Source organism: Halobacillus sp. KGW1, assembly GCF_001592845.1.
Taxonomy (GTDB): Bacteria; Bacillota; Bacilli; order Bacillales; family Halobacillaceae; genus Halobacillus.
In genome coordinates this window covers 1492238-1517954 of sequence record NZ_LSOC01000002.1, presented here as the reverse complement: position 1 = coordinate 1517954, position 25717 = coordinate 1492238, and the positions used below count along the sequence as shown (strand labels likewise).

Here is a 25717-nt window from a genome sequence, read left to right as displayed (position 1 = left end):
TTGTTACAAATTTTTAGGAGGGTTTATTTTGACACAAGCACAAAAAATTTCAGTAGAACAAGACGGAACTTTGAACGTACCAAACACACCAGTAATCCCATTCATCGAAGGAGACGGCATCGGACCGGATATTTGGGCAGCAGCCAGCCGTGTAATTGAAGCTGCAGTAGATAAAGCGTACAACGGTGAGAAGTCTATTGAATGGAAAGAAGTTCTTGCTGGTCAGAAAGCATTTGATAACACGGGCGAATGGCTTCCTGCTGAAACGCTGGAAACGATTCGTGATTATAAAATTGCCATTAAAGGTCCATTAACTACACCAATCGGAGGCGGAATCCGTTCCTTGAACGTAGCACTTCGTCAAGAACTTGATTTATTCACATGTCTTCGCCCTGTCCGCTACTTTGAAGGAGTACCATCTCCAGTGAAACGTCCGGAAGATACAGACATGGCTATTTTCCGTGAAAATACGGAAGATATTTATGCAGGAATTGAATGGCAGAAAGGTTCTCCAGAAGTGAAGAAAGTCATCGAATTCCTTCAGAATGAGATGGGTGTACATAAAATTCGTTTCCCTGAAACGTCCGGAATCGGTATCAAGCCGGTATCGGAAGAAGGTACGAAGCGTCTGGTCCGTGCAGCGATTGATTATGCATTGAACGAAGGACGTAAGAGCGTCACACTTGTGCACAAAGGAAACATCATGAAGTTCACAGAAGGTGCATTTAAAGCTTGGGGATACGAAGTAGCAGAAGAAGAGTATGCTGATAAAGTATTCACTTGGGCTGAGTATGACCGTATTGTGGAGAAAGATGGCAAAGAAGCTGCCAACAAAGCCCAGGAAGCTGCCGAAGCAGAAGGTAAAATCATTGTGAAAGATGCCATTGCAGACATCTTCCTTCAGCAGATCCTTACGCGTCCGAAAGAGTTTGATGTCGTAGCGACTATGAACTTGAACGGTGACTACATCTCTGATGCACTTGCTGCTCAGGTTGGCGGTATCGGAATCGCACCTGGAGCTAATATCAACTTCGAAACAGGACATGCTATTTTTGAAGCGACTCACGGGACAGCCCCTAAGTATGCCGGTTTGGACAAAGTGAACCCGTCTTCTGTCATCCTGTCTGGTGTTCTTATGCTTGAGCACCTTGGCTGGAGAGAAGCGGCTGATTTGATTACCAAGTCTATGGATAAGACGATTGCAAGCAAAGTTGTCACGTATGACTTTGCACGTATGATGGATGGCGCTACAGAAGTGAAGTGCTCTGCATTTGGTGATGAGCTTATCAAGAATATGGGTTAATCTCTCATAAAGGAAGGGGATCGTTATGGCCATTCGTAGAAATAAAATATCTGTGATAGGTGCGGGATTCACCGGCGCGACGACAGCCTTGATGCTCGCGCAGAAAGAACTGGGTGATGTCGTCATCGTGGATATCCCCGATATGGAAGATCCGACGAAAGGAAAAGCGTTGGATATGCTGGAAGCCAGTCCGGTTCAGGGGTTTGATGCCGACATTACGGGTACCTCCAATTATGAGGACACGAAAGGTTCTGACCTTGTTATCATCACCGCAGGAATTGCCCGCAAACCGGGCATGAGTCGTGATGATCTTGTCAGCACGAATGCCAAGATAATGAAAAGCGTCACTAAGGAAATCGTGGCGCATTCCCCGGATTGCTTTATCGTCGTTTTGACCAATCCGGTCGATGCTATGACTTATTCCGTCTTTCAGGAAGCAGGATTTCCTAAGAACCGGGTCATTGGTCAGTCGGGTGTGCTGGATACTGCCCGTTTCCGTACATTCGTAGCGGAAGAGCTGAACGTGTCCATCAAGGACATTACCGGCTTTGTCCTTGGGGGTCATGGGGATGATATGGTCCCGATGATTCGATATTCTTTCGCCGGAGGTATTCCGCTTGAAAAATTGATTTCGAAAGAGCGCTTGGATGCCATCGTTGAACGGACGCGCAAAGGCGGGGGAGAAATCGTCGGCCTGCTCGGAAACGGCAGTGCCTATTATGCTCCAGCCGCATCCTTGGTGCAAATGGCAGAAGCTATCTTGAAAGATCAGCGAAGAATTCTTCCGTCCATTGCTTACCTTGAAGGAGAGTATGGATACGACGGTATCTACCTTGGTGTTCCTACTATCCTTGGAGGAAATGGGATTGAGGAAATTCTTGAACTTGAACTGACGGATGAGGAAAAGCAGCAGCTTGATAAATCTGCGGATTCTGTTAAAAGTGTGCTGAATGTATTAGAATAAACACAAAGGGATTCGAGGCCAACCCTCGGATCCTTTTTTTACCCATTAAAGAAAACGCTTACGAGGAGGTTTGCTGATGCTTGGTAAAAAGAGAAAGCTTGGAAAGAAACTTCAGGATCTAAAAGTAGGGGAGCGCTACAATGCCGCCTTTACTATCGAAGACCGTGATTTGTTGATATACCTCGGCTTGACCGACGACGCCAACCCTTTATATGTTCAGCACGATTATGCCTCACAAACACCGTTCAAACAACCGATTGTACCTGCTGTGATGCTGTTTGGTATGGTATCGTCGATTGTTTCCATGCACCTTCCCGGGCCTGGAAGCCACATTCTTAGTCACTCCATCGAATATCCGAAACCGGTCTACCATTATGCGGATGTACGCTTCCAATTAGAAATTACGGAAATCGACAAACGCAGCGAAGCGATAACGCTTCACGTGAATGGATACGATACGGACGGGGAGGAAGTCGTCAAAGGTTCGCTTGTCGTCCGCCCCCCTTCTGAACCACATTCTATGAATGCCACGTCTTTAGAAAATTTTTATTGAGAATAGGAAAAAGGAAACGGTGTCTTGCTATTCTCATCAAGACAGAAAAAGCAGCCTTTACACGGCTGCTTTTTCTTTTTGAGTATAAAAGGCGTCAAAGAGTATATTAAGATTAAGTAAAGTTTGTAAGGATCTGTATTCAAAATGTAAACTTCGTTGTATGATGAAGAAAAATGCTGGTTGGGGTGAGGGTTTTGGAACAAAAAATATTGATAGTGGATGATGAAGAATCGATTGTGACTTTATTGAAATATAACATAGAGCAGGCCGGTTATGTGACGGAGGTTGCTTACTCCGGTACCGAAGCTTTGGAAAAAGCATCGAATACGGCGTTCGACTTTATAGTTCTGGATATCATGCTGCCGGGTATGGATGGGATGGAAGTTTGCAAGCAGCTGAGGCAAAAGCAGGTACAAACACCAATCCTTATGCTGACGGCCAAAGATGATGAGTTTGATAAAGTCCTGGGACTGGAACTCGGGGCGGATGATTACTTGACGAAGCCATTCAGTCCGCGGGAAGTAGTTGCCCGAATAAAAGCAATTTTAAGAAGGATGGACAGGGATACACCAACCCAGGTATATGATGAAATAAAGGTAGGCAGCTTATCAATCTACCCTGAACAATACGAAGCGACTATGAACGGGGAAGCATTGACGTGTACACCTAAAGAATTTGAACTACTTCTGCACCTGGCTAAGAATCTGGGCAGAGTTTTGTCGAGAGATCAGCTGTTACGTTCTGTTTGGAATTACGATTTTGCGGGAGATACACGGATCGTTGATGTCCATGTGAGTCATCTGAGAGAGAAAATTGAGCCGGATACGAAAAAGCCGGTCTATATTAAAACCATCCGCGGGCTCGGCTATAAAATGGAGGAACCGAAGTAAATGTCCTCCAGTACTCGTCCGCTTTTGACGTATGCGATTTTAATTGTCATCGTCATGATCGGTTTAGGCGTGTTGCTGGCTCAGTTGACCAGGGGATACTTCGTCAATATTCTGGAAGACAGGGTGGAAGTGGAGAGCCGCTATTTTGTAACGTATTTGGAGAGCTTTACAGAAAATAGTGAGGTATCTCGGGATGAGTTGGAAGAATTCAGTTCACAATTAGACACCGGCATCGTCTTTCTGGATGAGTCAGAGGAGATTATTATCGATACCGTTGACGCCGTAGACTCTATTTCCAATGCGGAGAAGGAAAAGATTCTTTCAGCTGTTCCTTCAAATGGAGAAATAAGCAACAGCGGTCGTCTGATAGGGGATGTTTTCTTCTACCCTACTACTATTGAAGTAAGCAACTTGGAAGGCACACTCGTGCTGCTTTCACCAGTCGATTCATTATCAAGCATTACACGGAATATATGGCTCCTGATCAGCTGTACGATGTTTCTCGGCCTCTTGGTCATCTTTATCATAGGATTTAATGTGTTTGGTAAGTATGTTCGGCCGATAAGGGCGGCCACTACTGCTGCGAAAAAGCTGGCTAAAGGGGATTACCGGGCTCGAACATATGAAGGTTACTTCGGTGAAGCGGGAGAACTTAGTCAGGCAATCAATATCCTTGCCCGCAATCTTCAAGAAGTGAACCAGACGAAAGGCATGCAGGAAAATCAGCTGGAGGCTGTTATCAATCACATGGGGAACGGCTTAGTGCTGATAGACGAAAAAGGCTATATTCTTTTGCAGAATCGTGCGTTCCTTGAAACTTTCGGTGGTGAAAAACAGCAATATGTAGGCTACCTGTACCATGATGCGATCCCATATACGGCGATACATGAAACGGTGCAGCGTGTATATATGTTTGAAGAAACCGTGAGAGAGACCTTCGTTCTTCCGGTTAACATAAGCAGAAAGCACTTGGAGGTTACCGGTGCACCAATTTTGAGTGAGGACCAGAAATGGAAGGGTGTCGTTCTTGTCTTCCATGATATAACAGACTTAAAGCAGTTAGAACAGACAAGGAAGGACTTCGTAGCCAATGTCTCTCATGAACTGAAAACTCCGATTACATCCATTCGTGGATTTTCGGAGACCCTTTTAGATGGAGCGATGAAAGATGAGCAGATGCTGGAGCAGTTTTTGAGGATTATCCTGAAGGAAAGTGGCCGGCTGCAGTCCTTGATCCAAGACTTATTGGACCTTTCTAAGCTCGAACGCGAAGACTTTCACTTGAATATTGAACAGGTAGATGTCGGTCGGCTGTTCCAGGACTTAGGTCCGATTGTCGAACAGCATGCTGGAAGAAAAGGGAACATTTTATCTATGGATTGGAAAGACGGAGTTCTCATCGAAGGTGATTCAAGCCGGCTTAAGCAAGTATTTATGAATCTGATCACCAATGCTGTCAACTACACACCAGAAGGCGGCCGGGTAGCACTTTCCGTGGAGGAGCAGGAGGAATCCGTCACCGTAATTATATCGGATACGGGTGTGGGAATTCCTGAGTCGGAAATATCGCGGATTTTCGAAAGGTTTTACCGGGTGGATAAAGCAAGAAGCAGAAATTCCGGGGGGACCGGTCTCGGGCTTGCCATTGTGAAGCATATTATTGAAGCTCATCGTGGAAATATCCGCGTGGAAAGTGCTGTCGATGAAGGAACGACTTTTTATGTAGAAATACCGAAGAAGTTTACGGAAAATTAATACAAGCATAAGATTACTTTAACAATATCTAGATATAATACCAGTGAAACCCTTTCATCCAAGGTGTTTTCTCTTTTAAGCAGAAGCTTCCCTCGCTTCTGCTTTTTTTTGTGATTTTTGGTAAAAATATACTAGTTTTGAAACCTTTTTGTAACAAAAACGTAACTAAAATATACATAGGTGAGGGGGATTCCGGATGAGTATGAAGCAGTTCTATACATGGGTTGGTCTCGGACTGGCCGGATGTCTATTAATTCTTGTACTTATTACTACGTGGTACACGGTGGATGAGTCGGAGCAGGCGGTCGTTTTAACCTTCGGTAAGGCGGAAGAAGGGGTCATCGAACCAGGACTTCATTTCAAGATGCCGTGGCCGATACAAGAGGTCGAAAAATTATCGAAGGAAACGTTCAGTCTGGACTTCGGTTTTAATGATGGAGAAGAGGCAGATAAAGTTACGATGATTACAGGGGATGACATGATCGTACAGGCAGACCTTGTCGTTCAATGGAAGATTACCGAGCCCACTGGGTACTTATTCGCGTCCGAAGATCCGGAGCAGGTACTTTTCAATGCCACCTCTTCTTCGTTAAGAGGGGTAATCGGAAGCAGCCAAATTGATGAGGCGCTTACTTCCGGGAAAGCCGAGATTGAGAACCAAGTGCGTGAAAATCTCGTTTCCTTGATGGATCAATACGATGTCGGCATCTCGATCATTGATGTCCGTCTGCAGGAGGTGGATCTGCCGAATGAAGAAGTGAGAGAAGCTTTCACGAAAGTTACAGATGCCAGAGAACAAAAACAAAGCAAAGTCAACGAAGCGGAGAAGTATGCCAATCAGATGAGAGAGGAAGCGCTCGGGGAGAAAGATGCAATTATTCAACGTGCCGAAGGGGATAAGGTAGAACGAATCCAAAATGCAAACGGGGCCGTTTCCAGGTTCGAGGCTTTATTATCGGAGTATGAAAGTCACGAAAATATCACCAAAGACCGGCTGGTCATGGAGACGTTGGAAAGTGTATTACCGGACGCGAACGTATATATTATGAACGACGATGGGGATACCATGAAGTATTTGCCGATACAGCAGCAACCGGTCCTTGATGGGTCTGTCCAACAGGAGAAAAAGCAGGAGCAAAGTCCGGAAGCGGATCAGTCTGAAGAGGAGGGTGCATCTTGACGGACGATATATTTGAAAAAAAGAAGACGAAGAATAGAGATATAAGGAAATACGCGAAGGCGGGGGTTGCTCTGCTTGTCATCATCTTTCTTCTCTTAACAGGAATAAGCTCTGTTGTTATTGCGAAGGAAGGGGAGTACAAAGTAGTCCGGCAATTTGGTGATATTGTGAAGATCCATGAAACACCCGGACTCAAATTCAAGGTTCCTTTCGTTCAGGAAGTATCGACATTGTCAAAGAAGAAGATGGTGTACGACGTAGAAGAGAAAGAGATTACCACATTGGATAAAAAGCGTATGATCATCGACAATTACGCCGTTTGGAGCATTGAAGATCCGGAGAGAATGATTGCCAATGCCAGGACGGTAATCGGTGCGGAAGCAAGAATGGGTGAGTTCATCTTCTCCATTGTCCGCTCGGAGCTTGGAAAGATGGACTTTTCGGAAATTATTAACGAAGAAGAGAGTTCCCGAGGTGTGCTCAATGATGAAATTACATCGAAAGTAAATGAATATCTGGCTCGTGACAACTATGGAATTGTCGTGGACGACGTCCGGATTAAACGGTCGGATCTTCCCGAATCGAATGAAGCAGCTGTCTTCAACCAAATGATTACGGACAGAGAAAAGATAGCGCAACAGTATTTGTCGGAGGGGGAAGCGGATAAGAGCAGAATCAGGGCGGAAGTCGACAGGGAAGTACAGGAGATGTTGTCGACAGCCAGAGCAAATGCAGAGAAAATCCGTTCGGAAGGAGAGCAGCAGGCAGCGGCTGTTTACAATGAATCTTTCTCCAAAGACCCTGAGTTTTACCGACTCTACCGAACCCTTGAATCCTATGAAACGACAATTGATGGAGAAACGACGATTATTCTCCCTCAGGATTCTCCTTATACCGATCTCTTGCAGGGTTATATCGAATAACAGGAAGGTGGCGTCTTTTTCTTCTCTGCTGTAATCATGGTAGAATGAAGAAAAAGGCGTTTTATTCATGCTCATGGGGTAACATAGGATGGAGATGACAGGACGAATGACGTCGCCCCCTGTGATCCCGGATCGCCGTTTTTAAGAATAGGAGTGAGTTCATGGCTGAGAAGGTCATTTTAATTGATGGAAATAGTATAGCTTACCGGGCATTCTTCGCTCTCCCTTTACTGAACAATGATAAGGGAGTTTATACGAACGCTGTCTATGGTTTTACGACGATGCTGCTAAAAATACTGGAAGAAGATAAACCGGATCATTTACTTGTTGCATTTGATGCAGGGAAGACCACTTTCCGCCATGCTACGTATAAAGAATACAAGGGCGGCCGTCAGAAGACACCGCCGGAGCTCTCGGAACAGTTTCCTGTACTGAAAGAACTGCTCGAGACATTCGGGGTTCACAGTTACCAGCTGCAAAATTATGAGGCGGATGATATCATCGGTACGCTTGCCACAGAAGCCGGCGAGAAGGGAATGGATGTCCAAGTCATTTCCGGTGACAAAGACCTGCTGCAATTGGTCAACGAACAGATTACGGTCCGTCTTACGAAGAAGGGGATTACAAATGTCGATACATATACGCCTTCTTTCCTTCTGGACAAAATGGAGGTCAGACCTGATCAGATCATTGATTTAAAAGCGCTTATGGGAGACAGCTCTGATAATATCCCCGGAGTACCGGGTGTCGGTGAAAAAACAGCGGTCAAGTTGTTGAAGCAGTTTGAAACGCTCGAGAACCTGTATGAGAACATAGATCAGGTGAGCGGGAAGAAGCTGAAAGAAAAATTGGAGGACAATAAGGAAGAAGCTTTCATGAGTAAGCAGCTTGTGACGATTGAGAGACAAGCGCCGATTGAAGTGGGTCTTAAGGATATTGCGTATGAGGGATATCCCTCCCAAGCAGTCAGTAACTTCTTTAAAGACCTTGGATTTCAATCCCTGCTTTCCCGCATTCAAGGGGAAGAAGGAGAATCCGAAGCGAAGACGGAACTTCCCGATATAGAAGTGGAAGTGATAGAAGAGCTGAAAGAAGAAATGTTTACGGGCAGGGAAGCGCTTGTGGTGGAAATGCTTTACGAGAATTATCACACGGCTCCCATAGAGGCCATTGCTATAGTCAATGAGGAGAAGAAATATGTCCTGACTCTCGAGCAGGCGGTTAAATCCCCGGTCTTCAAAAAATGGGCTGAGGATGACGCACGGGAGAAATGGGTGTTCGATGCCAAGAGAACGCTTGTAGCGATGCTTCGGTATGGAATTGAATTGAAAGGAATTACCTTCGATTTACTTTTAGCTTCTTATTTGATCAATCCTTCTGAGAACAATCACGACATCCCGGCTGTCGCACACAGACTTGGGGAGGCGGAAGTGAACTATGATGAAGAAGTGTACGGAAAGGGTGCGAAGCTGAAGCGTCCGGATGAAGATCGTACGTTCTACGAACATATCAGCAGGAAAGCATCTGCCCTATACCATATGAAGAGTAAAATGGAGGATCAGCTCGTCCAAAATGAACAGTTTAACCTCTACAATGATTTGGAAATGCCGCTTGCGCTGATCCTTGGCAGAATGGAACACAGAGGTGTCCGTGTGGATGTTGGTCGTTTGGAAGAGATGGGAGAAGAACTGGAGGCACGCTTGAACAAGGTGGAGGAAGAAATTTATGAACTTGCCGGTGAGCCGTTTAACCTCAATTCGCCTAAACAGCTCGGCCCTATTCTGTTCGAAAAGCTCGAACTTCCCGTCATTAAGAAAACGAAAACGGGGTATTCCACTTCGGCGGATGTATTGGAGCAGTTGGAAGACAAGCATCCAATCATTACGAAAATATTGTTGAATCGTCAATTAAGGAAGTTGAAATCGACCTATATCGAAGGCCTTCTGAAGGTTGTTCACAAGGATACACACAAAATTCATACCCGCTTTAATCAAGCTCTCACACAAACAGGTCGGTTGAGCTCGACGGATCCAAACCTTCAGAACATTCCAATCCGCCTGGCAGAAGGACGGAAAATCCGTCAGGCCTTCATCCCTTCAGAAGAAGGATGGGTGATGTTCGCAAGTGACTATTCCCAAATTGAACTGCGTGTTCTTGCTCATATTGCCCAGGACGAAAAGTTGATTGAGGCGTTCCGTGGGGGCGAGGATATTCATACACAAACGGCTAGTGAAGTGTTTGGAGTTGCGCCGGAAGAAGTTACGAGTAATATGAGGAGACAGGCGAAGGCGGTCAATTTCGGAATCGTTTATGGAATCAGTGATTACGGCTTGTCTCAGAGCCTTGGCATCACGAGGAAGGAAGCTCAGGCGTTTATTGATAAATATTTCGAATCCTATCCAGGCGTCAAATCCTATATGGATGAATCGGTTCGTGAGGCTAAGGATACCGGGTACGTGAAGACGTTCATGAACCGGAGACGTTACCTTCCTGACATTAAGAGTCGTAACTTCAATAAACGCGGGTTTGCCGAGCGGACTGCTATGAACACCCCGATCCAGGGGAGCGCAGCCGATATCATCAAGAAGGCGATGGTCGATTTGGAAAAACGCCTCGTAGAAGAAAAACTGGAGGCGAAAGTGTTATTACAGGTACATGATGAATTGATCATTGAAGCACCGAAAGAAGAAATTGAGAAACTGCAGGATTTAGTAGCCTCCGTCATGGAAAGCACCGTGGAACTGGATGTACCTTTGAAGGTGGATTCCTCTTACGGAGATACTTGGTACGATGCAAAGTAAGTGAGGAGAATGAAAGAATGCCAGAACTACCGGAAGTAGAGACGGTCAGGAGAACGCTCCACCATCTCGCCATTGGAAAAGAAATCGCCTCCGTATCCGTCTATTGGGGGAACATCATCAAACATCCGCAGGATCCAAAGGAATTTGATCGTCTTCTGAGAGGGCAGACGATCAGGGATATCGAGCGAAAGGGGAAGTTTTTGATTTTTCAACTGGATGACCTCTCTCTCGTTTCCCACCTGAGAATGGAAGGGAAATTCGGTGTCTATGAATCCTCGATGGAGAAGCCTAAACATACGCACGTCATTTTCCACTTCACGGACGGCACGGAACTCCGTTATAACGATGTGAGGAAGTTTGGCACGATGCATGCGTTTCGAAAAGGGGAAGAGTCTTCGGTGAAGCCGTTAGTACAGCTTGGACCTGATCCATTTGAGGAAGCATTCACTTTGGATTACTTCTATATGAAACTTATGAAGACGTCCCGTAACATGAAGGCCGTTCTCTTGGATCAATCCATCGTAGCGGGGCTCGGCAACATTTATGTGGATGAGGCACTCTTCCGCGCCAAAGTCCATCCGGAGAGAATAGCGAACACGTTGACACGAGAGGAAGCTGCAAAAGTACGCGAGGCGAGTATTGCTGTTATTCTCGAGGCGATCGAACAGGGGGGTACCACCATTCGCTCCTACTTGAACAGCCAGGGGGAGATCGGTATGTTCCAACAGAAGCTGCGTGTCTATGGAAAACAGGACGAGGATTGTGTGGAGTGCGGGACGCCTATTGAGAAGCGGAAGGTGAGCGGTCGCGGCACCCATATATGCCCAAATTGCCAGCGGCTGGTTGTCTCCGAGTAACCTCAGGTCTGTGAACCCATATCCTGTGTAGCAGGAGGGTGATTTACCTTGAGTATCGGTTTGTTCATTTTTTTGTTTGTGACAGCAGTCAGCATCGACAGCTTTGGAATCGGCTGTGTATTAGGTTTGAAGAAAGTAACCATTGCAAAGAGAGCTGTCCTATCGATCGCTTGTTTGTCCGGTGTTGTGTTTTTGCTCTCCTCCTATTTCGGGCATTTGCTGATCGCTTATGTCTCACCGGAAGTGGCGGAGAAAACGGGAGCATCAGCCCTGATTTTCATAGGTATATTCTTTCTTTGGCAGTTTTTTAAGAAGAGGAAGCCGCAGAAGGAAGATGATTCATGGTTTAAGCCGGCGGAGGTACTGAATGATCCCGTCGCGGCAGATGTGGATCATTCCGGGGGTATCCGGGGGAAAGAAGTCTTTCTCTTGGGTATCGCCTTGTCCCTGGACTCTATCGGAGCGGGAGTAAGCGGAGCTATGATCGGGATGCCTACACTAATGACGTCGTTGTTTATTACACTGGCTACGTTTCTCATGCTGGCAGGCGGTATATGGAGCGGCAGACATTTAAGTGAGAAAGTGGAGAGTATATCCATCCTGCCGGGCGTCCTGCTCATTATCATCGGCTTAATTAAACTTTCATGAGTGTTGGAATAAGAGGAGAGCCATGTCTCTTCTCTATACATAAAGGGGGGCGTGTCATGACTGTTGTCATCGGATTAACCGGCAGTATAGCCAGCGGTAAAAGCACTATCTCTGCTATGTTTAAAGAATTGGGTATCCCGGTTGTAGATGCCGATGTGATATCGAGGAAAGTGGTGGAACCTGGTGAAGCTGCATACACACGTATTGTTGAAGCATTCGGCTCTGATATTTTGTTGGAGGACAGGACGATTGACCGTAAGAAACTCGGGGGCGTTGTCTTCTCCAATGAAGAAAAGCGTAAGGAATTAAACGGCATCGTTCACCCTGAAGTGAGAAAAGAAATGGTTCGTCAACGGGAATGCTATAAGGAAGAAGGACACCGTGCTGTTGTATTGGACATCCCGTTACTTTTTGAAAGCAAGCTGACGGATTATGTCGAGAAGACGTTAGTCGTTTATGTAGAGGAAGAAACGCAGCTCCGACGTTTGATGGAACGTGATCAGTCGACCAGTGAGGATGCAGAAGCAAGAATTGCTTCCCAAATCCCGGTAAAGAAAAAAGCGGCTCTTGCCGATGCGGTCATTGATAATAATGGATCTGTCGAGCAAAGCTTCGACCAATTAAAAGACATACTTCAAAGGTGGAACATCGTATAATAACACGTCGGGATTCCGACGTGTTATTTTTTTGTGAAAAAATGCACTCTTTTATGTAAAAGCGCTTGCAATATGTTATACTGTTTCTGTGAAAAGGGTTAAAAAGTATATCATATATAGGGGGCTGGAACATGGGAAAAACAAAGATTGCCATTAATGGGTTGGGAAGAATTGGCCGTATGGTTTTTAGAAAGGCTGTCATCGATAATTCTGTAGAATTGGTGGCTGTAAACGCCTGTTATCCAGCTGAAACCATTGCTCATATGCTGAAATATGATAGTGTTCACGGTCGATTTGAAGGCAAAATCCAAGCGGCGGAAGGGAATCTTGTCGTCGATGGGAAGGTCATTCGCTTGTGTTCAACACGAGATCCGCATGAGCTGCCGTGGGATGAACTGGGTGTCGATATTGTCATTGAGGCTACCGGCAAATTCAAAACGAAGGATGAAGCGTCCCAACATATCGAAGCAGGAGCAAAAAAAGTCATCATAACAGCTCCCGGTAAAGAAGTAGATGCTACGATTGTTATGGGAGTAAATGAAGATAGTTATGTACCGGAACAGCATCACGTCCTGTCCAATGCTTCTTGTACGACCAACTGTCTTGCTCCTGTTGTAAAAGTATTGGAAGACCAATTTGGTATCGTCAACGGCTTGATGACTACTGTTCACTCTTTTACAAACGATCAGAAGAACCTGGATAATCCACATAAGGACCTCCGCCGCGCCCGGGGCTGTACACAGTCAATTATCCCGACTTCGACAGGGGCTGCAAAAGCATTGGGAGAAGTGATCCCGAGCATGCGGGGGAAACTGAACGGAATGGCGCTGCGGGTGCCTACTCCAAATGTATCCCTTGTTGATCTCGTCGTTGATGTGAAACGCGATGTGACGAGAGAAGAAGTGAATGAGGCGTTTGCTGGTATGGCAAGGTATGAAATGAAAGGAATCTTGGAATTTAATGAGGAGCCGCTCGTTTCCATAGATTATACGACGTCCCCTTCTTCTGCGATCATCGATGGATTGTCCACCCAGGTGATCGAAGAGCGTAAAGTGAAGGTGCTGGCTTGGTATGACAATGAGTGGGGATACTCCTGCCGGGTTGTTGACCTTGCTAAATATGTCGGGAATATGATGCAGCAGGAGAAAGCGGTCCGCGTGTCTTGAGAAAGCACTAGAAAGCATCCCGAATGTATCGTATACTAGGACCCGGTGACTATGGTTTGCTATATTTGAAATAAATCTTGCAAATTACGGGTAAACCATATATACTTTCTTTTGAACTTCTGAATTTCTTATGTTTTCATGTCTACTCAAAGGGTTAGGACCTCTCAGGACTAACTTTCCCCCATGGTAGTGCATGACTGTTATTTCAGAGGGGAAGAAGTTAATGTACAAAGGGGGATCCTTAATATGGATACAATGGGAAGACACGTAATTGCTGAACTATGGGATTGTAATGAAGAGAAATTGAATGATATGTCGTATATAGAGCAGGTTTTTGTTGATGCTGCTTTGAAAGCGGGAGCAGAAGTAAGAGAGGTCGCTTTTCATAAGTTCGCTCCACACGGGGTGAGCGGAGTGGTCATCATTTCCGAATCGCACTTGACGATTCACAGTTTTCCGGAGCATGGATATGCAAGTATCGATGTCTACACGTGCGGCGACCGTATTGATCCGAACGTTGCAGCCCACTACATCGTTGAAGCACTGGAAGCAGGGAAGAATGAAACCGTGGAAGTGCCGAGAGGGATGGGACCTGTGGAAGTACAGGAATCTCGCGCCCTTTAAAAAGAGAAACGCAGTAAATCAAGCCGCGCAGAGAAGTCTGTGCGGCTTTTTTGTATGGGGTCAACTCTCCTTTGGTAACTGTTATTTCTTATTTTGAAGAATCATGTTAAAATGATGGAAGATCATGTCGAATGGATTGAAGGGGCCAGATAAGTGAAAGCATTTATATCAAGATATATCAGTAATCACTCAGAAACCAGTGAACAGCATAAGGATGAAGAACTTGTCACACACTATTATAAAGCAAAGCGTGATGACGTTTTCCGTGCCGTGGAAGAACTGTTTCCCGCACCCTCGCAGATTGTAGCATCCTCGAAGGAACGCGGCGAACTTACGATTAAATATAAAGGGAAAAGGCGTGCTTTCATTGTTGTGACTATCATTATGGTCCGTCCTTTCCGTACCGCTGTTGATTTTTCCGTAACAACGGATTCCGGTGGACCCGTTGATTTCGGATACAGTCGGAACACCATTGTTTCGTTGTATAAGCAGTTGGACAGCCAATTTCAGCCTGTCGATCCATCATAAGCGATGTGGAAACGAAGACGATGTGGAGTTGATCAATTTTGAAATGCCCTAATTGCCACTACAAGAGTACGAAGGTGCTTGATTCGCGGCCGATTGAGGATGGCCAGGCCATACGCAGGCGGAGAGAATGTGAACAGTGTGACTTCCGCTTTACCACGTTTGAACGAATTGAAGAAGTTCCTTTGATTGTAGTGAAAAAAGAAGGCACAAGAGAAGAATTCAGTAGAGAGAAATTGATGCGGGGCTTGATCAGAGCTTGTGAGAAGCGCCCGGTTGCGGTCGAGGAACTGGAAGGTGTGACACTGGACATCGAGAAAGAACTCAGGAACCGCGGCGTCTCGGAAGTGTTGAGTAAAGATATAGGAGAAATGGTCATGGGGCGTCTTTCTGGAATTGACGAAGTCTCTTATGTCCGTTTCGCATCCGTCTATCGACAATTTAAGGACATCAATGTTTTTATTGATGAACTGAAGGATTTAATAAAACACGAAGATGACAAATGAGCCGCATTGGCTCATTTTCTTTTTCAAGGGAAACCGGGTAATATGAAAGGAAGAAGGAGGTGCGGAAGATGAATCATTCGATAGGGAAGTTACTCCCGGTAGATGGTTTTCGAGTTGTGAAGCGGGGGGAGCTGCCGAGGAATTTTCATCGTTCGTTATCCCATTTGTATCAACCGATCGTCGGTCGTCTGGCGATTTCTTTATATCAGATTTTATTATCGGAGTCTGAAATGAATGCTGCAGAACAAGTACAGACCCACCACACGTTGATGGGCTATCTGTCTGCGCCATTGGATAAGATCTATGAAGCCAGGAAGAAGCTGGAGGCAATCGGCCTTCTGCGTTCTTTCCAGGCAGAAGGGGAAGGGGCTCATGCCGAATACATGTATTACCTGTATCCTCCCTTCTCTGCGGAGGAATTCTTCATGGATGATATGCTCTCCCTTCTGCTTTACCATGAAATCGGACAGCGCAAATATGAAAACTTAAAAGAACGGCTCATCTGCAAAGAGTACGTTCTGGATGGTTTTGGAGAAGTCACTGCAACTTTCGATCAGGTATTTCATGCGAAAATGCTTGAGACCGTACAGGCCGAGACCACCTCCCTTGCGGATAAGCAGAATCAGAAAGAGAGCCGAGGGCCTGTGACGTCCCAAACGAAAGTGGATTTCGACTGGCTCCATCATGCTCTAAAGAAACGGATGTATCCGAGTGAACAGATTCTTACAGGACGGAATAGAAAGTTAATTCTTCAGCTAGCCACGCTGTATGATTTATCAACGATCGACATTGAAAAAGCCGTGACGTGGGCGATTGATGAAAATCATTATCTCGTAGAAGAAGAATTTAAAGCCGCCTGTCATGATTTTCTGAAGGAAAAGCCTGTCCCGAAGAAGCAGTCTAATATAGATGCTCGAGAAAAAACACAGGACACAGGAGCGGAAGAAAGTGTGAGTAAAGAAGATCAGTTTATTGCCATGCTTGAAAGGAAATCACCAAGGGAACTTCTTGAAGACCTTTCTCAGGGCAACAGGGCATCTGACCAGGATTTGAAGCTGATTCGGGACGTCATGACAGAGCAGGGAATCAACCCCGGGGTCATGAATGTTCTTGTTCACTACGTGCTTTTGAAAACAGATATGAAATTGTCCAAGTCTTATTTGCAGAAAATAGCCGGGCACTGGGCACGGAAAAACGTGACTACTGTGCGTCAGGCGATGAATCTTGCTAAGGCTGAGCATCAGAAGTATCAGCAGTGGGGTCAGCAGAAGTCACAGAGACGTGTGAATACGAAAGAAGAAGTCATTCCGGCTTGGTTCAACAAGGACGCAGGATCCGGTGAGAAAGTTTCTGCTTCGGTTAACGTGGATACGGATGATATCGCTGCACGTATAAGGAAGTTGACAAGCAGAGAGAACGGATGAATGAGGAGGTGGCAGAATGGAACCGATCCAGAAATCATTGAAGAAATGGATGAGAAACAATAAAACCTTTCAAGATCGAATGAACAAAATGAAAGAAGAAGTGCTCCAGTCGGAAGATGTACGGCAGCTGATAGAACACCATCCGGAGTTGACGGAGAAGAGCATGGAGAAGAATCTCATTAAGCTCTATGAGTACCAGTCCCAATCGAAAAACTGTGAAAAGTGTCCGTCACGTGAAGCGTGTATTAATATTCTCCCTGGATACGTGCCGCGTGTGGAAGTAGATGGCCAGGAAGTGAAGCTTGCTTACGATAAGTGCAGCCGACAAAGGAAGCGGGAAGAGCATGAACAGCAAAAGTCACTTGTCCGGAGTCTTCACATGCCGAGGGAGATCTTGGAAGCCTCTCTTTCAAGACTGGATCTTCAAGACCCCGACCGCAGTGCGGCAGTGGAACAAACGGTCCGTTATATTGAAAGTCTTTCTGAAGAGCTTCCGAGCAAAGGGTTGTATTTTCATGGACCTTTCGGTGTCGGGAAAACGTATTTTCTCGGAGCTATAGCCAATGAATTGAGCGAAAAGCATATTCCATCCATGGTCATCTACATGCCGGAATTCGTCAGAGAGATGAAAGCGTCTATAAAGGACGATTCCATCAATGATAAAATCAATGCGTTTAAAGAAACCCCCGTATTAATGTTAGATGACATTGGTGCAGAATCACAATCAGCATGGTTCCGGGACGAAGTATTGGGGAGTATTCTTCATTACCGAATGATGGAGAGACTTCCTGTGTTCTTCACATCGAACTACACGATCGATGAGTTGGAGAAAGTCTTGATGACATCCAATCGCGGCGATGTAGATCAAGTGAAGGCGAAGCGGATTACCGAACGAATTCGCCAGCTCAGCGAGAGTGTGTTAGTGACCGGCCGGAACCGAAGAGGGTAACGATGAGGAAAGATGAAGATGGAAATGGCATGATTTCTTCTGGACTGACATAAACATAACAAGGAATAGACGGCGTCGCAGGCGCCTTCTAATACCGTATCGGAAAGTCGGGATGAGGGGGAATCTTGGTGTTTGGCATTCACTTTTCTAATCGCGCGGAAGCGGTTATCTTTTATAATGCAATTGTCACGGAGCAGAGGTTGTGGTTGTTCAAGGAGTACAATGAATTCTATGAAGTCGAGTTGGTCAACGCCTCTCTGAACGGCAAGGCTTACGTCGAGGCAATCCGTTCTTTTCTTCAGGTCATAAGGAAAAGGAAGATGCTTGGTTGGATGGAAGGAGTCCTGAAGCATCGTTACCATTACGAAGATATGGAAGAGATACACCGCATGCTCGAGATCGGACAGGACTTTGAAGCGCATCCCCCGGCAGGTGTAAAGCTTCCGCCCGTTTATCACTATCTGCGCGCCTTCATCCAGGATTATTTGGCCGGGCGGACGTACGTGGAATTTGATGAGATGGCTGCTGCCTGTTTAGAAAACGTTCATGAGTCTGTTATTGAATACACGGGTAAAATCATTGACGAGTACAAGCAGGAGGAGTCCTATCAGTTGATGCTCGATTCCTGGCGGCAGCGTGTCCACCATAAAGATACCGGTGTCCAACTGCTTCATCTCCTGGATGATGGCGGACTGGTTTATTACCATGATGAAGGAAATCCTGTCCGGGATTCGGAAACAACGCTATACAAGAAACAATATCCGGATGCATCCATTTCAGAACTCCCAATCAAGTGGCCGGTCACGACCGCTCTTGTTCATGCCCCTGAACAGTTGATCATATATTCAGATCGATCGCAGGATTCCAACCTGGAGCTCTTGATGAATATTTTTGAAGAAAAAGCATCTTGGAAACCGAAATCGAACTTTCCATTCGACAACGCTTGATTTCCTCTTTGTTAACGGATATAATACCTACATATTAATAAATCAGCATGGAAGAGGACACGAGCGATTAGTGACGCATGACCAGAGAGAGGGGCCTATAGGCTGGAAGCTCCTTCCTGACGGCTACATTGTTTACCACCTCCGAGCTCTGCCTGTGAACAGTTTTTAGTAATGGGCAGCGTTTGATCCGCGTTAAGGATGACGAACGAGCCGCGTACGTCCTGGACGGAAGCGGAAACTAGGGTGGAACCACGAGTGCTAACGCTTGTCCCTTGGCTTATTTTGCCGAGGGATAAGCGTTTTTTGATTTGTCTGCAAGGAAGAAAGTATAGAAGGAGTGTTGGGAAATGGCAACAATTCAAATGAAATTTCCAGATGGTAACGTAAAGGAATTTGAACAAGGAACTACAGGGGAAGCAATTGCCCAGTCTATTTCACCGGGGTTGAAGAAACAGGCGCTGGCTGTCAAATTAGATGGAGAACCTTATGATCTGCGACGTCCGATAAATCAGGATGGATCCATTGAGATTCTGACTTATAAAAACCAGGAAGGCATTGAAATCATGCGTCACTCCACAGCTCACTTGATGGCGCAGGCGATCAAGCGCATTTATGGGGATGTGAAGTTCGGTGTAGGCCCTGTGATTGAGAACGGTTTTTACTATGATATCGATATGGAAGAATCGCTGACGCCGGAAGATCTGCCTAAGATTGAGAAAGAAATGCAAAAAATCATTGATGAGAACCTGGAAATTGAGCGCATTGAGGTATCCAGAGAAGAAGCAATCGAGAAGTTTAAAGAGATTGGTGATGACCTTAAATTGGAACTGATCGACGCTATTCCGGAAGGAGAGCAGGTTACCCTTTATCAGCAAGGGGAATTCTTCGATTTGTGCCGCGGGGTCCACGTTCCGCAGACGAGCAAAATCAAAGTGTTTAAGCTGTTGAGCATTTCAGGAGCTTACTGGCGCGGGAACAGTGATAACCAGATGCTCCAGCGTATTTACGGGACTGCTTTTGAGAAAAAGGCGCACCTCGATGAGCACTTAAAGATGCTTGAGGAAGCGAAAGAGCGTGACCACCGTAAGTTGGGGAAAGAGCTGGAGATTTTCACAATCAATCAGAAAGTCGGACAAGGTTTGCCGATGTGGCTTCCTAAAGGTTCCACCATTCGTCGCACAATCGAACGTTATATCGTGGATACTGAAGAACGACTCGGTTACGATCACGTCTATACGCCGGTGCTTGGAAGTGTAGATTTGTATAAAACGAGCGGTCACTGGGACCACTATCAGGACGATATGTTCCCGACAATGGAAATGGACAATGAAGACCTCGTTCTCCGCCCGATGAACTGTCCGCACCATATGATGGTTTACAAGAATCAGCTTCATAGTTACCGGAATCTGCCGGTACGTATTGCGGAGCTTGGTACGATGCACCGCTATGAGATGTCTGGAGCTCTTGCCGGCCTTCAACGTGTTCGTGCGATGACGTTGAATGATGCCCATATCTTTGCAAGACCTGACCAGTTGAAAGATGAATTCATGCGTGTCGTTCGACTCGTCCAGGAAGTGTACCGCGATTTCGGTATTGAAGATTATTACTTCCGCTTGTCCTATAGAGATCCAGAAGACAAAGAGAAGTATGTTGACAACGACGCTATGTGGGAAAAAGCACAGGCGATGCTGAAAGAAACAATGGAAGACATGGAACTTGAGTATGTGGAAGCAGAAGGAGAAGCTGCTTTCTATGGTCCGAAGCTTGATGTCCAAGTGAAAACAGCTCTCGGCAAGGATGAGACGCTGTCAACGGTTCAGCTGGACTTCCACCTCCCTGAGCGCTTTGACCTTACGTATGTAGGGGAAGATGGAGCGGATCACCGTCCTGTCGTTATTCACCGTGGAGTCGTATCCACGATGGAGCGCTTCGTTGCTTTCCTTATTGAGGAATACAAAGGTGTCTTCCCAACCTGGCTTGCTCCTGTTCAGGCGAAAATCATTCCGGTTTCTGCAGATGCGCATCTGGAATATTCTAAGAAGCTTGAGGATGAACTCCGTGAAGCCGGCATTCGTGTCGAGGTGGATGAGCGCAATGAGAAGATCGGATATAAGATAAGAGAAGCACAAATGCAGAAAATTCCGTTCCAGCTTGTTGTCGGAGACCGTGAGATGGAAGAGAATGCAGTGAACGTTCGCCGATACGGCCAACAGAATTCAGAAACGAAACCACTGGAGCAGTTCAAATCTGAAATTCGTAACGAAATCGATCAAAAACTGCTCCGTAAGTAATGCCAAAGAGATCGGAAGTGTCTGCTTCCGGTCTCTTCTTCCTTTCCAGATGGGAAAAAGCTCTTGATTTTTCCTCGTCTTTCCCTTATCCTAGGAAAGGTAGTCATGAAGACACCTCGTTAGGTGTTGACATGTACCATCAGGCATGCTATTATTATTTAGGTAACTGAATGAACGGATCTAGAGACAAGTAGAAGCACCCGCTTCTCACCTGATCGACGCGTAAGCAGTTGGCAGGTCACTATTCCTTTGATTTATTAGGAGACGTGTGGGTGCAGTATGTGCCGACACTTTTTTTATTTGCAACAGGAAATCTCTTGTCGATGACAGATCTCATATAAGTTTTCTAAAATATGTTGGAGGTGGCTCGATATTAGCAAGGATAACATGAACGTTAATGAAAAAATCCGTGCCCGTGAAGTTCGTCTGATCGATGTGAATGGGGAGCAGCTTGGAGTTAAATCCCGTAACGAAGCCCTGGATATTGCTGCAAATGCAAATCTTGATCTCGTTATGGTGGCGCCAAATGCGAAGCCTCCGGTTTGCCGAGTGATGGACTACGGAAAGTATCGCTTCGAGCAGCAGAAGAAAGAAAAAGAAGCTCGTAAGAAACAAACCGTCATCAAAGTCAAGGAAGTTCGTCTCAGCCCTGGGATCGAAGACCATGACTTTAACACGAAACTGCGTAACGCACGCAAGTTCCTCGAAAAAGGTGACAAAGTGAAAGCATCTGTCCGTTTCCGCGGTCGTGCAATCACACACAAAGAACTTGGACAGAAAGTACTCGAACGCCTTGCCGAAGAGTGCAAAGATATTGCCCAAGTTGAGACCAAGCCTAAAATGGAAGGTCGCAGTATGTTCTTAATGCTTGCTCCTCTAGGCGAGAAGTAAGTATGTGTATCAAGTAAAAGGAGGAAATTCACATGCCAAAAATGAAAACCCATAAAGGTTCTCAAAAACGCTTCAAAAAAACCGGAACAGGTAAGGTGAAACGTTCTCACGCTTACACTAGCCACTTGTTCGCAAACAAATCTACGAAACAAAAGCGTAAGCTACGTAAAGATGCATTGGTTTCTGCTGGAGATTATCGCCGCATCAAGCACATGCTTCCAAAAGACTAATAACGATATCGATTTAATCAGGAGGGATTATTATGCCACGAGTTAAAGGTGGAACAGTGACACGTCAACGTCGTAACCGTGTCCTTAAACTAGCAAAAGGTTATTATGGTTCTAAACACGCACTATTCAAAACAGCTAAGCAACAAGTAATGAAATCCGGTCAGTACGCTTACCGTGACCGTCGTCAGAAGAAACGCGACTTCCGTAAGCTTTGGATCGCACGTATTAACGCTGCGGCTCGCTTGAACGATATTTCTTACAGCCGTCTAATGCACGGTTTGAAACTTGCGGGTATCGAAATGAACCGTAAGATGCTTGCTGATCTAGCTATCAACGATGCTCAAGCTTTCTCTGCACTTGCAGAGCAGGCAAAAGCAGCACTTAAATAAAAAAGATTGCAGAAGAGTCATTTCCGTTCGGTAGGAAATGACTTTTTTTATATAAAAAGATAAAGGGGGTACATTCTATGGGTTTTCTGGGTGCTTTATTTATCGTTTGGGGGAGCATGAGTATCTGGCTGTTTCTTTTAATGGGGTCGGATAAGAAGAGAGCAGTGAAGCAGGCATGGAGGACCCGGGAGCGTACCATTTGGTTACTAGCAGTCCTTGGCGGTGCACTTGGCGGCTGGGCAGGAATGAACGTGTTCAGACATAAGACGAAACACCGGGCATTCGCGTTCGGCCTTCCTTTCCTGTCCCTTCTTCACATTGCGGGAGCGGGCTATCTCATCGGTAAGTTCTACCTTTGATTCTCCTGTCATAATATGTAGACAGGGGGGATGAAATGGGCGAGATAACAACATCCGTATTGGCATGGTTGGAGCAGCAGGAAGCTTGGGCACCGCTCTTATTCATCGGTATTCATTTACTGCGTCCATTCTTATTTCTGCCTGTTATGCTTGTATGCATCACAGGCGGGGTACTATTCGGACCAATTGCCGGCACCGCTTATTCCGTGATCGGGACAATGTTATCCAGTCTGGTTTTTTACAAGATGATCCGCATCTTACCATCAGGATTGAAGAAACTTAAACGTGTGAAGGAGAAATGGCTGAAGAAACAAACCAACCTTTCGGTAAAGCAGGTGGCGGTTCTTCGACTTGTCCCGTTTATTCATTTTCATCTACTATCCTACTGTCTCTTGGAAATCAGTTCGGATTTCAAGGAATATACGAAATCCTCGCTGTTTGCAAATTTTCCGCTGGCAGTGGTTTATACATCGGTAGGTCAATGGATCACTTTGTTGTCTCTTCCAATGATGATTATTTTTTCCGGCGCCCTGATCGGCCTCACTTTCTTGATCAGGAAGAAATACGAAGTGGTGCTCTGGCGTGACTTCTTTCAGCCGGCACCTTAAGAATTCATGGAATATCAGCATGCAGGAAGTTCTTTCTCTCCCATGTGAAAAATCCGACCATTCCTGGTCGGATTCTTTTGGTTGGAGACGCTGTATCGAGCTCTTAGAGCTGTTCGTCATCGTTCCAACGGCTTAGAATAAGGCGGTTCATCGGATACTTCCATTCAATAGTGGCGTACGGGTACCGTATGAGGATTTCCTTCTCCATGAAATAGATATCCTCCCGGTCGAGTCCTTGCAGCCGTTCCGGATGATGTGCGCTGACGCTGATGTTGACGACTTCAAATGCATCTTCGGTTGCCCCCAGGTACTTTTCACCTTCGAAAACCAACCCTTTCCATGTAAGTAGAAAATTTTCCTTGGAATTTTCTTTATTGTCATGGAAGTAGAACTGTTTTTTATCTTTAGCGGTGTCTAGTTTCCTTCGTGGGTTGATGAGGAACTTGTAGGCTGTATAAAGGATGAAGGCGATAGCGACCAATAATAACAAGCGGAACAGGATGATAATCATGTGTATCGACTCCCTATATATAGCATCATAGCTACCATACGATTGTGCATGTCCTTTTGTTTCAAAAAATGATACATTTATTGAAGACAATTTTTGAGTAGAGGAGAATTTTAATGGAATGGAATCGATTGTATGACATGCAGCGAGCGTTGGATCAATATATTGAAGACCAGCACGACATTAAACAAGGGACAAAAACAGAGGAAAAAATCCTTGCCCTGCTAGTGGAAATCGGGGAACTCGCGAATGAAACCAGGTGCTTCAAATTCTGGAGTAGTAAAGGACCTAGTGAAAAAGAGGTCATCTTGGAAGAGTATGTAGACGGAATACATTTTCTGCTGTCGCTCGGCCTCGATTCAGGCTTTCATTTTGAGCCGGGTGCCTATGTTTGCCGTGAAACGGAAACCGAGGCGTTTCTTAATGTATATAAAGCGGTGGAAGAGTTTCGGGAACAGAAGGACAAACAATCCTATCACGCACTGTTCCTTGGGTATTTACAGCTGGCAGCGACCATCGGCTTGACGGAGGAAGAATGGTTTCACGCCTATCTATCAAAAAATGAAGTGAATTACCAACGTCAGGACGAAGGATATTAAAGGTATAATAGACGCAATTTTTTGTGAAATCGCTTCAAAGAGGTTATAATATGGTTGGAATGAGTAAAGGAGGATGCAGTACATATGTCTAAAAGAGATGAAACGTTGAATATGCTTAAGGATTTGACAGATGCCAAAGGTGTGCCCGGAAACGAACGTGAAGCTCGCGATGTGATGAAACGTTATATCACACCATACGCAGACGAAGTATTCACGGACAATCTTGGCAGCCTCGTTGCCAAGAAAGTCGGAAATAAAAAAGGCCCGAGTATCATGGTGGCTGGTCACTTGGATGAAGTGGGCTTTATGGTCACCCGGATTGACGATCATGGATATATCTATTTTCAGACTGTGGGAGGCTGGTGGAGTCAGGTTATGCTCGCACAACGTGTGACAATCATGACTCGTAAAGGCGATCTGACGGGGATCATCGGCTCCAAGCCGCCTCATATTCTTCCTGCAGAACAGCGTAAGAAAGCTGTTGATTTGAAGGATATGTTCATTGATATCGGTGCATCCAGCAGGGAGGAAGCAGAAGAGTTCGGTGTCAAGCCGGGGGATTCTGTTGTTCCATATTTTGAATTCACCCAAATGAAGAACGAGAAGATGCTCCTTGCTAAAGCATGGGACAACCGTATCGGATGTGCCATAGCGATTGACGTACTTAAGCAGTTGAAAGGGCAAAAGCATCCGAACATCGTCTATGGTGTCGGGACAGTTCAGGAGGAAGTAGGGCTTCGAGGCGCCCGTACTTCTGCCAATATGATCAATCCTGATATTGCTTTCGGTGTCGATGTCGGTATTGCCGGCGATACACCAGGTGTATCAGATAAAGAAGCTGCAAGTAAAATGGGAGACGGCCCACAGATCATTCTTTATGATGCCTCCATGGTTTCTCATAAAGGTTTGCGTGACTTCGTGACAGATACTGCAGACGCACACAACATCCCGTATCAATTTGACTCTATGCCCGGCGGGGGGACGGATTCCGGTTCCATTCACTTGAGCCACAACGGTGTACCTGCGTTGTCCATCACGATTGCGACACGTTATATCCATTCTCATGCTGCTATGCTCCATAGAGATGACTTCGAGAATGCTGTGCGTTTAATCGTGGAAGTGATCAAAGGATTAGATGCAGATAAAGTAAAAGACATTACCTTCCAGTAAA

At 45.7% G+C, this 25717-nt stretch carries 27 protein-coding genes and 1 other annotated feature; of the genes, 26 read left to right on the top strand and 1 reads right to left on the bottom strand.

The window, feature by feature from the left end:
- Positions 1-28: 28 nt before the first annotated feature.
- The 24 genes from icd (at position 29) to AXG56_RS08450 (ending at position 23439) form a co-directional block, all read left to right on the top strand.
- Positions 29-1303 (top strand): NADP-dependent isocitrate dehydrogenase, encoded by a 1275-nt coding sequence (gene icd, locus AXG56_RS08565; RefSeq protein WP_008635318.1) that lies wholly within the window; start codon positions 29-31, stop codon positions 1301-1303.
- Between the two features lie 25 nt (positions 1304-1328).
- On the top strand, positions 1329-2267 hold the full coding sequence (gene mdh, locus AXG56_RS08560; protein WP_026577106.1) for a malate dehydrogenase: 939 nt from the start codon (positions 1329-1331) through the stop codon (positions 2265-2267).
- 76 nt (positions 2268-2343) lie between these two features.
- Complete coding sequence (locus AXG56_RS08555) at positions 2344-2820, top strand: MaoC/PaaZ C-terminal domain-containing protein (RefSeq protein WP_008635316.1); 477 nt, start codon at positions 2344-2346, stop codon at positions 2818-2820.
- Positions 2821-3014: 194 nt separating this feature from the next.
- Positions 3015-3710 carry a response regulator transcription factor gene (locus tag AXG56_RS08550; protein ID WP_008635304.1) on the top strand — a complete coding sequence of 232 codons (696 nt, stop codon included), beginning with the start codon at positions 3015-3017 and terminating at the stop codon, positions 3708-3710.
- Positions 3711-5465: a two-component system histidine kinase PnpS gene (pnpS, locus tag AXG56_RS08545; RefSeq protein WP_008635303.1), complete on the top strand. Its 1755-nt coding sequence runs from the start codon at positions 3711-3713 to the stop codon at positions 5463-5465.
- 196 nt (positions 5466-5661) lie between these two features.
- Positions 5662-6645: an FtsH protease activity modulator HflK gene (hflK, locus tag AXG56_RS08540; RefSeq protein ID WP_062514014.1), complete on the top strand. Its 984-nt coding sequence runs from the start codon at positions 5662-5664 to the stop codon at positions 6643-6645.
- On the top strand, positions 6642-7568 hold the full coding sequence (gene hflC, locus AXG56_RS08535) for a protease modulator HflC (RefSeq protein ID WP_062514012.1): 927 nt from the start codon (positions 6642-6644) through the stop codon (positions 7566-7568). The genes hflK and hflC overlap by 4 nt, the downstream gene beginning before the upstream one ends.
- Positions 7569-7729: 161 nt before the next feature.
- On the top strand, positions 7730-10369 hold the full coding sequence (gene polA / locus AXG56_RS08530; RefSeq protein WP_062514010.1) for a DNA polymerase I: 2640 nt from the start codon (positions 7730-7732) through the stop codon (positions 10367-10369).
- A gap of 17 nt (positions 10370-10386) precedes the next feature.
- A complete protein-coding gene (gene mutM, locus AXG56_RS08525) occupies positions 10387-11226 on the top strand; it encodes a DNA-formamidopyrimidine glycosylase (protein WP_008635297.1) in 840 nt (279 codons plus the stop codon).
- A gap of 48 nt (positions 11227-11274) precedes the next feature.
- Positions 11275-11874, top strand: coding sequence for a sporulation membrane protein YtaF (gene ytaF, locus AXG56_RS08520; protein WP_008635295.1), 600 nt, complete (start codon positions 11275-11277; stop codon positions 11872-11874).
- Between the two features lie 56 nt (positions 11875-11930).
- Complete coding sequence (gene coaE, locus AXG56_RS08515) at positions 11931-12530, top strand: dephospho-CoA kinase (protein ID WP_008635285.1); 600 nt, start codon at positions 11931-11933, stop codon at positions 12528-12530.
- Positions 12531-12661: 131 nt separating this feature from the next.
- Positions 12662-13696 (top strand): glyceraldehyde-3-phosphate dehydrogenase, encoded by a 1035-nt coding sequence (locus AXG56_RS08510; RefSeq protein ID WP_008635284.1) that lies wholly within the window; start codon positions 12662-12664, stop codon positions 13694-13696.
- A gap of 246 nt (positions 13697-13942) precedes the next feature.
- The gene (gene speD, locus AXG56_RS08505; RefSeq protein ID WP_008635283.1) at positions 13943-14320 is read left to right on the top strand and encodes an adenosylmethionine decarboxylase; all 378 of its coding nucleotides are present in this window, start codon (positions 13943-13945) and stop codon (positions 14318-14320) included.
- A gap of 153 nt (positions 14321-14473) precedes the next feature.
- The gene (locus AXG56_RS08500) at positions 14474-14848 is read left to right on the top strand and encodes a hypothetical protein (protein WP_008635282.1); all 375 of its coding nucleotides are present in this window, start codon (positions 14474-14476) and stop codon (positions 14846-14848) included.
- A gap of 38 nt (positions 14849-14886) precedes the next feature.
- Positions 14887-15351: a transcriptional regulator NrdR gene (gene nrdR, locus AXG56_RS08495; RefSeq protein ID WP_008635281.1), complete on the top strand. Its 465-nt coding sequence runs from the start codon at positions 14887-14889 to the stop codon at positions 15349-15351.
- Positions 15352-15419: 68 nt separating this feature from the next.
- Positions 15420-16775, top strand: coding sequence for a replication initiation and membrane attachment family protein (locus AXG56_RS08490; RefSeq protein ID WP_026577111.1), 1356 nt, complete (start codon positions 15420-15422; stop codon positions 16773-16775).
- 16 nt (positions 16776-16791) lie between these two features.
- A complete protein-coding gene (dnaI, locus tag AXG56_RS08485; protein WP_008635274.1) occupies positions 16792-17724 on the top strand; it encodes a primosomal protein DnaI in 933 nt (310 codons plus the stop codon).
- A 128-nt stretch (positions 17725-17852) separates the two neighbouring features.
- On the top strand, positions 17853-18671 hold the full coding sequence (ytxC, locus tag AXG56_RS08480; RefSeq protein ID WP_008635272.1) for a sporulation protein YtxC: 819 nt from the start codon (positions 17853-17855) through the stop codon (positions 18669-18671).
- 347 nt (positions 18672-19018) lie between these two features.
- Entirely contained in the window at positions 19019-20962 is a 1944-nt protein-coding gene (gene thrS, locus AXG56_RS08475; RefSeq protein ID WP_026577112.1) for a threonine--tRNA ligase, read from the top strand.
- Positions 20963-21144: 182 nt separating this feature from the next.
- Positions 21145-21265 (top strand) — a sequence feature (ribosomal protein L20 leader region).
- A gap of 84 nt (positions 21266-21349) precedes the next feature.
- A complete protein-coding gene (gene infC / locus AXG56_RS08470; RefSeq protein WP_026577113.1) occupies positions 21350-21853 on the top strand; it encodes a translation initiation factor IF-3 in 504 nt (167 codons plus the stop codon).
- Between the two features lie 32 nt (positions 21854-21885).
- Positions 21886-22083, top strand: coding sequence for a 50S ribosomal protein L35 (gene rpmI, locus AXG56_RS08465; protein WP_008635267.1), 198 nt, complete (start codon positions 21886-21888; stop codon positions 22081-22083).
- Between the two features lie 32 nt (positions 22084-22115).
- Positions 22116-22472 carry a 50S ribosomal protein L20 gene (rplT, locus tag AXG56_RS08460; RefSeq protein WP_008635265.1) on the top strand — a complete coding sequence of 119 codons (357 nt, stop codon included), beginning with the start codon at positions 22116-22118 and terminating at the stop codon, positions 22470-22472.
- A 77-nt stretch (positions 22473-22549) separates the two neighbouring features.
- Positions 22550-22831, top strand: coding sequence for a DUF1294 domain-containing protein (locus AXG56_RS08455; protein WP_008635263.1), 282 nt, complete (start codon positions 22550-22552; stop codon positions 22829-22831).
- A 35-nt stretch (positions 22832-22866) separates the two neighbouring features.
- The gene (locus AXG56_RS08450) at positions 22867-23439 is read left to right on the top strand and encodes a TVP38/TMEM64 family protein (RefSeq protein WP_008635262.1); all 573 of its coding nucleotides are present in this window, start codon (positions 22867-22869) and stop codon (positions 23437-23439) included.
- 103 nt (positions 23440-23542) lie between these two features.
- Here the strand turns inward: AXG56_RS08450 and AXG56_RS08445 are convergent, their stop codons facing one another.
- Positions 23543-23950 (bottom strand): hypothetical protein, encoded by a 408-nt coding sequence (locus AXG56_RS08445; RefSeq protein ID WP_008635260.1) that lies wholly within the window; start codon positions 23948-23950, stop codon positions 23543-23545.
- A gap of 113 nt (positions 23951-24063) precedes the next feature.
- Between AXG56_RS08445 and AXG56_RS08440 the strand changes: the two genes are divergently transcribed.
- Both AXG56_RS08440 and AXG56_RS08435 read left to right on the top strand, forming a co-directional pair.
- The gene (locus AXG56_RS08440; RefSeq protein WP_062514008.1) at positions 24064-24546 is read left to right on the top strand and encodes a dUTP diphosphatase; all 483 of its coding nucleotides are present in this window, start codon (positions 24064-24066) and stop codon (positions 24544-24546) included.
- A gap of 84 nt (positions 24547-24630) precedes the next feature.
- Entirely contained in the window at positions 24631-25716 is a 1086-nt protein-coding gene (locus tag AXG56_RS08435) for a M42 family metallopeptidase (RefSeq protein ID WP_062514006.1), read from the top strand.
- Position 25717: the final 1 nt, after the last annotated feature.